We start from the raw sequence: 10,872 nt of genomic DNA, 5'->3' as shown, positions 1-10,872 counted from the left end.
CCCCCCCCCCCCCCCCCCCCCCCCCCCCCCCCCCCCCCCCCCCCCCCCCCCCCCCCCCCCCCCCCCCCCCCCCCCCCCCCCCCCCCCCCCCGGGGCCAGTTCGGCGTCGTCGCCCAACCACGCGATGGATTCAGGAAGCTCGGGGATATCACGGGCGAGGAAACGCGAACGGGCCAGGATAAGGGCGAGGCGGTGCGCGACGGGCCCGCCGTCGCGCAGGGTGCGCATATACCAGGAGGTATCCCCCATTTTTTCCGAGAGCACCCGGAAGGCGAGGAGCCCGGCATCCGGTTCGGGACCTTCCGCAAACCAGCCGAGCATCACGGGGAGGAGCTGGCGGGCGATCGCTGCGCTCCTGCTGCTTCCCGCGGTCAGGGCGGCGATATGGCGCAAGGCCCCGGCAGGGTCGCGGTAGCCGATACTGGCGAGGCGGCTGCGGGCGGCCTCGGGGGCGAGGGAAATATCATCCGCGGAGAGCTGGGCTGCGGCGGGCAGGAGAGGCCGATAGAAAATATCTTGGTGGAGTTCACGCACCTCCCGGCGTACCTGCGCGAAAGCTTCGAGAAGCGCGCCGGCGTCGGGCAGGCCGAGGGAGCGGGCCAGGCGGCGCAGGTCATCTTCCCGGGTCGGAAGCACGGCGGCGCGGCGCAAGCGCACCATTTGGGCGCGGTGTTCCAGGCAACGCAGCCACCGGTAGTGGTGGTCGAGGCGGGCGGCATGCGTGCGAGAAATATATCCGCCTTCGGACAGACTCGCGAGCGCCGTGGTAGTAGTGGCCGAGCGGATGGTGGTATCTACTCGCCCGTGGACTAATTGGAGGAGCTGGACGGTGAATTCGACGTCGCGCAGGCCGCCCGCCCCTAGTTTGATATGGCGTTCGCGTTGGGCGGTGGGGATATGGGATTCGACGCGGGTACGCATGGCCCGGGCGTCGGTCACGAAATTCTCTCGGGAGGCAGCGTTCCATACCAGCGGGCGGGTGGCGCGCACGTAACTTTCACCGAGTTCGCGGTTTCCTGCGGCTACCCGGGCTTTGAGGAGGGCTTGGAATTCCCAGCTTTGCGCCCAGGTAGCGTAGTAATCCAGGTGGGAGGCAAGGGTGCGGACAAGGGAGCCGGTGCCGCCTTCGGGGCGTAGCGCGGTATCAATGGTCCACAGGGCACTTTCGGGACCGGGTGCGCTGATATATCCGGCGAGGGTGGTGGCCAGTGCGGTGCCGATCTCCAGTGCCCGTTCTTCGCTCACGCCCGGGCGGGGTTCGGTGATATAAACAACGTCCACGTCGGAGGCGTAATTGAGTTCCCCTCCCCCAGTTTTCCCGAGCGCGATGATCGTGAAGTCAATATCCTGGGCATCAGGTACCCGGGTGCGGGCGAGCTGGAGGGCACCTTCCAGGGTGGCGCAGGCCAGGTTAGAGAGGGTGGCGGCCGCCTCGGGCAGGCGGATAAGGGGGTCGGGGAGGGTGAGATCCCAGCCGGCCAGGGTGAGAATACGGGTGTAATAGTGGGCTCGTAGCGCGGCAATAGCATCCTGGAGGTTGTTTGCGGTGCCGGTGAGCCAGGGGGCGAGGGCAGCTCGCATGGCGGTGCGTTCCTCCGCCTCGCTCAGGAGCGCGCGCCTTTCTGCTTCCTCCGCGCTGCCGCACAGGTTACGGGCGGCTTCCGGGTGCCGGGCCAGGTGATCGGCCAGCGCGGTGGAAAGCCCGAGGACAGCGAGGAGGCGCGGCCGGGCGGCGGCGTCGCAGCCTACGCCCTCCCGGCGGGTTAAACCGAGCCGGGCACAGGCCGCAAGTGCCCGGTCCGGGTCCGCCACGTGCGTGAAATCCTCGGGCTGCCAGGCGCCGGCCTCCAGATCCGGAACGGCGCGTTCGGGGGCCGTGAATCCAGAGCGCCGGGCCCGCTGGGCGAGGGTGAGACGACGCATACCCGTTCCCCGCTACCCTAGCGATCCGCGCGGAAACGTGCGCGTTCCAGCGGGGTAACCTGGGCGCGGTATTCGGCCCATTCGGCGCGTTTATCACGCAGGAAGTAATCGAAGGCATCTTCGCCCAGAATCTCGGCAACCAGATCGGAGCCCTCCATGAGCTTGAGGGCGGAGTCCAGGCTCCCGGGTAGGGATTCGATGCCGAGTACCGAGCGTTCCATATCGGTGAGGAGGAGAACGTCCGTATCGGCCGGATCGGAAAGATCGTATTTCCCTTCGATTCCGGCCAGGCCAGCGCCGAGTACCGCAGCAAAAGCTAGGTAGGGATTGGCGGCCGTGTCCAGGGCGCGGTATTCCAGGCGTGCTGATTGCGGTTTCGTGGGTTTATATTCGGGTACCCGCACGAGGGCGGATTGATTGCGCGGCCCCCAGCACACATAGGGTGGGGCTTCCCCGCCGCCCCACAGTCGCTTATAGGAATTGACGTGCTGGTTGGTGACAGCGGTAATTTCGCGGGCGTGGCGCATGAGGCCGGCGAGGAAACGCCGCGCCGTCACCGACATTCCGAACTGGCCGCGTTGATCGTGGAAGGCATTTGTTTCGCCTTCGAAAAGCGAGAAATGGGTGTGCATGGCCGATCCGGGCCAGTGCGCCAAGGGCTTGGGCATGAAGGATGCTTCCACCCCGTGACGCAGTGCCACTTCTTTAATGATGACGCGGGCGGCCATAATGCTATCGGCCATCGTTAGGCAATCGGCGTAGCGCAGATCTACTTCTTGCTGGCCCGGGCCAATTTCGTGGTGGGAAAATTCCACGCTGATGCCCACGTCCTCCAGGGAGAGGATCACATCCCTGCGGAAATTATGAGCCACCGAGCGGGTAACGTAATCAAAATAGGAGGCCGAATCGATCGGGGTGGGCTCTTCATCATCGCTCGCCCCGGGCTGGAACAGGTAGAACTCGACTTCCGGGTGGGCGTAGGCGGTGAAGCCCAGATCCTCGCAGCGCCGCAGGGTACGTTGCAGAATGGCCCGGGGGTCGGAGCGGGCTGGTTCACCTTCGCGGGTGAGGATATCGCAGAACATGAAAGCGGCGTCGTCGCTCCCATCCACGCCACGCAATACCGCAAAGGTAGAAGCATCCGGGCGCGCAATCATATCTGACTCATAAACGCGCGTGAGCCCTTGAATGGCCGAGCCGTCAAAACCGACGCCCTCCGCGAAAGCATTATCGAGCTCCACGGGGGCTACCGCCACGGATTTGAGGGTGCCGACGATATCGGTGAACCACAACCGCACGTAGCGGATGCCCCGGTCGGTTATGGTGCGAAGGACGTGTTCTTGCTGGTCATCCATGGCGCTTCATCTTTCCGTTCTGTATCCGTGGGGTGTTGCGGGCGTGGTCCATTAGGTGTGGGTGCGAATTGCGGCGGGTAGTAATCCGCGCACGAAGCGCCGCAGGTGGCGGCGCCGCGCGTGCGGGAGATCGTGGGCGAGCGGGTGGGAACGGAAGCGGGTTTCCAATACGCTCAGGGCCTCGCGCAGCTGGTACCAATTTGTGATGTCTTCGCCGGCAAAATGCAGCCACGGGAGGGCCGCGCCGACGTCGCGCATATCCCGCGAGTTAATTCGCTCGAGGGAACGGACCCATTCATCCGCGCATTCCAGGGCATAAGCCCAGCCCACATAAGAAGCGAGGACGTCCGCGCTCACCCCAGCGAAACGGGGAGCCGCGGTGAGGAAACGCCGGAAACCTTCCACTTGGTCGCTGGCCACCACCCCGTTCGGAGTGAGAGAAGAAAAATTGAGGAGCCCCACGAATCCGCAGAACACCAGCCAGCCGCCCACGATGAGCCAATACCAGGACAGTTCAAAAGCCAGGGCCCCGATAAAGGCCAATCCCGTCAGGGCGATACCACCGAAGAAGAGTACGGCTGCCAGCGACCCCACTAATTCGCGCCCGTGGTGGTACCAGCCCCGCCGCGATACCACTTCCGCTTTGCTATCGCGCGCGATGGCGAGGGCGAGGCGGGTGGAGAAGCCCTGCACGCGTAGCACCGGGCGGGAGGCGGCGGGCAGCCCGGCGTTTTCCATCGCGGTGCGATACGAGCGATCATCGAATGGCTCAGATTCACGGAATGCTGCCGATTCGGCGCTCTGCGGGGAGGCGAGGGCCGCCAGAACCCGCATCTCAAAAGGTTCGAGGGTGGAGGTATCCGCCTCGGTGAGCGAAATTGTGATCATCTGGCCACGTAAGGCCGGATCGCGGAAGAAGTCAATGGTGAGGAACCCGCGGGCGGCCAGGTCGAGGAGGGTGGTGATGGCGGCGTCGTCCGCGGCGTAGTGGCGGTGCATAAAAGCCCCGAGGGCGGCCGGCATCTCCGGAGGGATGGTGCGCACCGGCGGGCGGGTATGCCGGCGGCGGCGCCGGTAATTATGGCCGGTTACCCCGGCAGGTTCACGCGGATACACCCCGCGCGGCAGATCGGCATATTCCCTACTGGGGATAAGCGCCAGGCACATAATGACCAGGGCAGTCACCCCGATCCCTAAGGCTAACCAGAATTCCAGTGCGTTCATGGACACCAGCTCAAGCAAGGGTTCCACAGTCACCTCCTCGCACCTAGCGTACCGTGCCCGATGATGCACCGGCGCGCGTGACCTAGTACTCTAAGCCATAGATATCGGGAGGTAATCATGACGGAGTTCTCACCGGCACGAATTCGGGTGCAGCACCTGAATGAAATGGTCGCTAACGGAGAGGTGCTCACGGCACTGACCTGCTATGACGCTCTCACAGCGCGCATTTTGGACGCGGCCGGAATCGATATTTTGGTGGTGGGTGATTCCATCGGCAATACCGCCATGGGATTCTCCTCCACAATCCAGGTCACCCTGGAAGATATTGAGCGCGCCACCAGCGCCGTTATGCGCGGCACCACCCGGGCTTTCATCATTGCCGATATGCCGATGGGCACCTATGAAGAAGGCCCTGCGCAAGCTATCCGCACCGCTATCCGCCTGGTGCGGGCGGGCGCCGATGCGGTGAAATTAGAAGGCGGGGAAGCTTTCGCACCCATCGTCGAAGCCCTCACCCACGCCGGGATTAACGTGGTGGCCCACGTCGGCTACCGGCCCCACGCCGACGCTGCCTTGGGTGGCCCCCGGGTGCAAGGCCGGGATGAAGAAGAAAGTGAGGCCATTATCGACGATGCGGTCTCGCTGGAGAAGGCGGGCGCTATTGCCGTCGTCGTCGAAATGGTACCCGGGAAACTCGGAGCGAAAATTACCGAAATTCTCTCAGTTCCCACCCTCGGGATCGGGGCCGGCTACCGCACGTCCGGGCAGCTACTCGTATGGCCGGATATGGCCGGAATGAATGAATGGCAGCCCTCCTACGCCAAGCGTTTTGGTGAGGTGGGTAGCGCGCTCAGCAACGCGGTCACGGCTTTCCGCACGGCCGTCAAGAGCCGGGAATTCCCGGATAAGGAGCACAGTTTCTAAGCCACTACAATGGTGGCTATGAGTCTTGCAGCACGTGCGCCGCTCGGTTCGGCGCGTCCCGGAAAGATTTCGCCGCGCCGTAAAGTTCCGGCCCATATTGAACGCCCCGAATACATGTTTCATGACGGGCCGGAAGTGATCACCGCCTCGGATGTGAAAACTGAGGAAACGATTGAGCGGATTCGGGTGGCGGGAACCATTGCCGCGGATGCCATGTACGAGGCCGCCAAAGCGATCCGCCCGGGCGTGAGCACCGATGAACTAGACCGCATCGCCCACGAGTACATGATCGATAACGGCGCCTACCCCTCGTGCCTGGGCTATATGGGTTTCCCCAAGTCGATCTGCACTTCCGTCAACGAAGTTATCTGCCACGGTATCCCTGATGACCAGGTGCTACGCGAAGGTGACATTATCAACCTGGACGTGACGGCCTATAAGGACGGCGTGCACGGGGATACCAATGCCACTTTCGGTGTGGGTGAGATCGACGAAGAATCCCGCCTGCTTATTGAACGCACCGCCACCGCCACCCTGCGCGGGATTAAGGCGGCGCGCCCCGGGCGCCAGGTCAACGTGATCGGCCGAGTGATTGAGTCGTATACCAAGCGTTTCGATTACGGGGACGTGCGTGATTTCACCGGGCACGGCGTGGGAGAGGCTTTCCATTCCGGCCTCATTATTCCGCATTACGACGCCGCACCTTTGCACGGGGAAACCATCGAAGAGAATATGGTCTTTACGGTGGAGCCCATGGTGACGCTGGGAACTATCGACTATGAGATCTGGGATGATGACTGGACGGTCGTGACCAAGGACCGCGGGCGCACCGCCCAATTTGAGCACACCATCGTGGTGCGGGAAAGCGGGCCAGAGATTTTGACGCTGCCCTCCGATCCGAAACTCGGGCTGCGGCTCTAGGCGGATATGCACGCTGGGGCAGATATGCACGTGGGGGCGGATTCGAAAATCCGCCCCCACTGTCATCTTGGCCTATACGCCGGGTTCTGTACCGCTCGCGCGGCGGCGACCATCCATCTACGTGCGCCATTGCTGACGCACTCTAGCAATCCACCCGTGCCCTAGACGAGGAGCCTGACGGGGCACTGTCTGATCTTGCTCCCGGTGGGGCTTGCCGTGCCATGCCGGTCACCCGGCACGCGGTGGTCTCTTACACCACCCTTTCACCCTTACCTTGCGGCGGTTTACTTTCTGTTGCGCTTTCCCGCGGGTCACCCCGGGTGGGCGTTACCCACCACCGTCCTCTACGGAGCCCGGACGTTCCTCGAGGCGCATACGCGCCGCGCGGCCGCCCGGCCAACATGACCCGTTTATGCTACCAGTCTGACGGGTGCACGGCAGCCATCCCCGCGATTATTACCCGGATTCGAAACGATACAAGAATGCCTTTTCTGAATGTATATACCGCATCAATTACCGCGAGTAATATTGCCGGATTGTTACTTTGCTCATATACGAAAGCGCGAAAGGCTGGGAAAGTAAGGCAGGCCGTTCCTACTCGAACTACCGCAATTATTAAGTGTTTGAGGATCCCTTGCCCCTAAATATTAAACCTGCTTAGAATCCGATCAACAGTCAAAACAGCGACGTTTCGCAAGTTTTCTCTGTTAGTAGGTAATGGATGCGGGGGCCGACTTTGCGTGAGGGTCGGCCCCCGCACCGCAACACAGACGGCTACGCACACGCCACGAGCTGCATATATACACCGCCGTAGACGCTCACCACATTTAACCAAAGGTCATATACGGATACACCGCACGGCCCGTAGACTTTGGATGTTTCATTAAACACTCAAAATTGCAGATTAGCCGCTCAGGATAGTACTGCAATGTCTTTCGCGAAGGATTCCCATGAGGCAGCGTATCTCCCGAATCGCCAGTACTCTCACCGTGACCACCCTCGCCCTCACAATGGCGGGTACCGTGGCCGCCCAGGCCCAACCGACCGCCGACTCCCCCGCTCCGGGCGCTTCCTTTAGCTCCTGCACGGATTCCCCGAAAGCAACGGCCGCGGTCGCCCAAGCGAATTCCGAACGGGACGCGCTGCTCCAGAAATCGGAAACTGCACAGCAAGATCTCACAGCCGCCCAGGCTGCCGCAACGGAGGCACAAGCCGCGAAAGATTCGGCTACCGCGAAACTGAACGCCGCGGAGAAGGCCGCCCAGGCTGCCGTACAGGCCCGCGATGCGGCCAAGGCTGCGCTGGATGCGTTCCAGGCGGAAGGGCAGGCGGCGAAAGATGCGATTCCCGCGGCGCGCACCGCTCTGGAAGCGGCGGAGAGCCAGGTAGTGGCGGCGTCGGCCCAAAAGGAGAAAGACGCCGCAGCAGCGGCCGACGCACAACGCGTTCTTGACGAGAAGACTGCGCAGCTCGCCGCGAAGACGCAGGTGGAGAAAGATGCCCGCGCAAAGCTGGAGGCGGCGCAGGAGGCCGAGGCTGCCGGAAATGCTGAACGCGAGAAGCTCGCCGCGCAGCTGCGTGAGGTAACCGCGAAGAAGAATCAGGCGGACGCGGATTTGCAGACTGCACGGGCCAAGGAACGCGCGGCTCAGGATACCCGCGACCAGGTTGCCGCGCGGGAAGCGGAAAAGGTTGCCGCGGCGCAGCGGGCGCACGACGACGCCGTCGCTGCCGTTCCCGCCGCCCAGAGCGCGAAAGATGAAGCGCAGCAGGCGGCCACCGCGGCAGCTAACGATGTGACGCTCAAGCGCGCTGATGATGAAACTGCCCAGCGTAATGTCAAGGATTCGGAAGCGAAGCTGGCGCAGGCCACGCAAAAACTCGGCGATCTTGAGAATGCGCTTACCGGACTCAAGAACCGCCAGGCCGAGGTGCAGGCCGCACTGCCGGGACTGGAACAGGCCAAGAATGATGCCGAAGCCGCCTACAACGAGGCCCAAGCGGCCGAGGACGAGGCGAAGGAGATGTACGAAGCCGCCGCCGGGGACAAGAAGAATTACAGTAACGAGGAAGTGGAGCAGTTCCGGCAGGAATGGGAAGCGAAGAAGGCTGAAACCGCCCCGAAGAAGGCTGCATTCACGCAGGCGAATGAGGCGTATACCGCCAAGGTTGCGGAAAAGAATGAGCTCGCCACCCAGATTCCCGCCAAAGAAGCGGAGCGTGATGCGGCGCAGACCGAGAAGACTGGCCTGGAGGCCACCCACGCCGCGAATCAGCAGGCCGCGCAGGAAAGCGCCGCGCAGCTGACGGCCGCGGTGGAAAGCGAGAAGGCGAAGCGCGCTGCTGTTGCCGAGAAAGACGCGGCTCTCACCGCGGCTCAGCAGCAGGTAGAAACCACGAAGGCAGCCCTCGCCGCCGCGGAGACCGCCGCGACGGAAGCAACCCGCCCCGCCGATGAGGCGCTAACGGCAGCCCAGCAGGAAACCACCGCCGCACAGGAGAAAGCCACGCAGGCGAACAAGGAGCTGGAAGACCTCTCCGCGAAGATTATCAATGAGTTCGTGCCGAAGCTCAATGACCTCAAGGCTAAGCGCGAAGAAGCCCAGCAGGAGCACACCCAAGCGGCAACAGCCCTGACGGAGGCCGAGACCGCGAAGGGCGCTGCCGACCAGGAACTTGAGAAGGCGAAGGCGGCGGCGGACAAGAGTTCCACCGCGCTGACGGCCGCCGAGGGGGCACGCGATAAGGCCCGCCAGCAGGTTGCGGATCTGGAAGCAGCCGCGGCGAAGCTGGACGGCTTGCAGGCCGAATATGACAAGTTGGCAGCGGCGGCTACCCAGCCGGAGGCTGATGCCGCGGCGGCCCGTGAGCACGATACGGCTGCGAGCGCCACCCTTGCCGAAGCGACGCAGAAGGTCGCGGCGGCGGATGCTGCGGCGAAACAGCTCACGGATGATCTAGCGGCGGTCGATGCCCGTATCGCGGCATTGCGTACCTTCCTGGAGAAATGTGCGGCAGAGCAGCCGGAAACTCCTGGTGCGGGAGAGACGCCGGGTGCGGGTGAGCAACCCGGCACCGGGGCTGCTACTCCGAGCGCGCCGGCACCGGAAACGCCTGCACCGAATGCCCCGGCACCGGGCGGCAAGCACGCCGATCCTGCCGCTCCGGTAGCCCCGGCAGCCCGCGCTAAGCAGTCGGTTGCCAAGCACGCCGCGGCCGCGGCGCAGCTGCCGAACACCGGTGCGGAAAGTACCGGTGTGGCCGGTGCGGCTCTGCTGCTTATGCTGGCTGGAACGGGCGCGGTGGCGTATGCCTCCCGCAAGCGTGCCGCGCGCTAGAAACCGCATGGCTAGCGTTCCCTACCAGCCGCGGGCCTAGCCGGCACGGGCACAGCCGCGGGCCTAGCCGGCACGGGCACAGCCGCGGGCCTAGCCGGCACGGGCAGCTGGGAACATAGCCCCAAGAAGCGCATTCGGATGGTGGCCGGGAAGATCTTTATGGTCTTTCCGGCCACCTATATGTGTGCCAGAGCTGAAGTGGTACTGGAGCTACAGCAAGAGCCCATTTTCTTGTCGGGAAGTACCACTACGTGCGGCCCGATGTTCTCGGGTACCACTCTGATGGCTCACCTGGCTCAACGCGAGCCTCGCTCCCGGGCCTGGCTAATGCTCGGGCAAGGAAAAATGTTCTCCGCGCCCCGCGCACCCGGGCAATCACCTAGGCTTCGTCGTAATCCACCGGAACGATAATGCAGTCGTAATCCTCGGAAAGATAAATATCATCTTCCGGGGTGGACTTGATTTGTGCTACTTCTACCGGGGAGAGTGTGATTCCAGCGCCGGTGGCACCGTTGGGAGTCATGGTCATGACCGCGTAGCCACCGGTGGCAACCGAGTGTTCGTACACTTTTTTGAGCGACGCCGCCAGCGGTGCATAAAGCTCCTCGCGGTGGGCGCGGATTTTTTCTTGAGAGGCGGTAAGCTCGGCAACCACATCTTCCAATTCGGAACGCTGCGCCAGTACTTTTTCTTGGAGTGCATCAATAGCTGCGCCCAGTTCCCGCACCCGTTCCTCGCCGCCTTCAACCGCTTCAAGCGCGGTGAATTCTCTGTCCGAAGTTTCCTCGAGGGTAGCCCGCAAAGCCGCCATTTCGTCTTCCAAAACAAGCAGATCGCGGGATGTCAGCCCGGTTCCGGCATTATATTCTTCTTCTTTGTCCGCAACCTGGCGCGCTAATTCCGCGCTGGTTTTTTCAATATCTGCCAAGTCTGCCCGTGCCTGCTCCAGCTGCGTTTCCGCCGCGGCTTTTTCCCGCCCGCGCGCGGCAATCGCATTGAGGAGTTTCCCCAGGGATACCCGCAGCGGATGCTGAGTATTCTCCCGCTCGAGGCGGTTGAGCTGCGCATCCAAATCAGCAACTTGAAGCAGGATAAGTTGATCGGCACGGGGTGCTTTCATCGGGTGGATCTCCTTCGACTCGCACGAAAGGCGCGCGGCGCGCCTCCCCTATTCTATGTGGGAGAGC

7 protein-coding genes and 1 other RNA gene are annotated in these 10,872 nt (G+C 63.1%); 3 read left to right on the top strand and 5 right to left on the bottom strand.

Going from position 1 to position 10,872, the window contains the following annotated elements; genetic code table 11:
- The 3 genes from PWJ82_RS03740 to PWJ82_RS03730 form a co-directional block, all read right to left on the bottom strand.
- On the bottom strand, positions 1–1,923 hold a 1,923-nt coding region (locus tag PWJ82_RS03740), incomplete at its 3' end, for a bifunctional [glutamine synthetase] adenylyltransferase/[glutamine synthetase]-adenylyl-L-tyrosine phosphorylase (protein WP_274735405.1).
- Positions 1,924–1,940: 17 nt separating this feature from the next.
- Positions 1,941–3,278 carry a glutamine synthetase family protein gene (locus PWJ82_RS03735; protein ID WP_274734438.1) on the bottom strand — a complete coding sequence of 446 codons (1,338 nt, stop codon included), beginning with the start codon at positions 3,276–3,278 and terminating at the stop codon, positions 1,941–1,943.
- Between the two features lie 51 nt (positions 3,279–3,329).
- Positions 3,330–4,529 (bottom strand): DUF2207 family protein, encoded by a 1,200-nt coding sequence (locus PWJ82_RS03730; RefSeq protein WP_274735403.1) that lies wholly within the window; start codon positions 4,527–4,529, stop codon positions 3,330–3,332.
- A gap of 90 nt (positions 4,530–4,619) precedes the next feature.
- Between PWJ82_RS03730 and panB the strand changes: the two genes are divergently transcribed.
- Positions 4,620–5,426, top strand: a complete 807-nt coding sequence (panB, locus tag PWJ82_RS03725; protein WP_274735402.1) for a 3-methyl-2-oxobutanoate hydroxymethyltransferase — start codon at positions 4,620–4,622, stop codon at positions 5,424–5,426.
- Between the two features lie 9 nt (positions 5,427–5,435).
- Positions 5,436–6,347, top strand: a complete 912-nt coding sequence (gene map, locus PWJ82_RS03720) for a type I methionyl aminopeptidase (RefSeq protein ID WP_274735401.1) — start codon at positions 5,436–5,438, stop codon at positions 6,345–6,347.
- 59 nt (positions 6,348–6,406) lie between these two features.
- Here the strand turns inward: map and rnpB are convergent.
- An RNA gene (rnpB, locus tag PWJ82_RS03715) (RNase P RNA component class A) lies at positions 6,407–6,751 on the bottom strand.
- A gap of 546 nt (positions 6,752–7,297) precedes the next feature.
- Here rnpB and PWJ82_RS03710 point away from each other — a divergent pair.
- Entirely contained in the window at positions 7,298–9,685 is a 2,388-nt protein-coding gene (locus tag PWJ82_RS03710; RefSeq protein ID WP_274735400.1) for an LPXTG cell wall anchor domain-containing protein, read from the top strand.
- 379 nt (positions 9,686–10,064) lie between these two features.
- On the opposite strand, the gene PWJ82_RS03705 is transcribed toward PWJ82_RS03710, so the two are convergent.
- Positions 10,065–10,805, bottom strand: a complete 741-nt coding sequence (locus PWJ82_RS03705) for a zinc ribbon domain-containing protein (RefSeq protein WP_274735399.1) — start codon at positions 10,803–10,805, stop codon at positions 10,065–10,067.
- Positions 10,806–10,872: the final 67 nt, after the last annotated feature.

The sequence above is a fragment of the Actinotignum schaalii genome (assembly GCF_028864145.1).
Taxonomy (GTDB): Bacteria; Actinomycetota; Actinomycetes; order Actinomycetales; family Actinomycetaceae; genus Actinotignum; species Actinotignum schaalii_B.
The sequence above is the reverse complement of the archived record's forward strand: the minus strand, read 5'-3'. Positions and strand labels throughout refer to the sequence as shown.

Coding starts and splice junctions, on each gene's coding strand:
- PWJ82_RS03735 (WP_274734438.1), bottom strand. CDS start 3,278: ATGGATGACCAGCAAGAACACGTCCTTCGCACCATAACCGACCGGGGC.
- panB (WP_274735402.1), top strand. CDS start 4,620: ATGACGGAGTTCTCACCGGCACGAATTCGGGTGCAGCACCTGAATGAA.
- map (WP_274735401.1), top strand. CDS start 5,436: ATGGTGGCTATGAGTCTTGCAGCACGTGCGCCGCTCGGTTCGGCGCGT.
- PWJ82_RS03710 (WP_274735400.1), top strand. CDS start 7,298: ATGAGGCAGCGTATCTCCCGAATCGCCAGTACTCTCACCGTGACCACC.
- PWJ82_RS03705 (WP_274735399.1), bottom strand. CDS start 10,805: ATGAAAGCACCCCGTGCCGATCAACTTATCCTGCTTCAAGTTGCTGAT.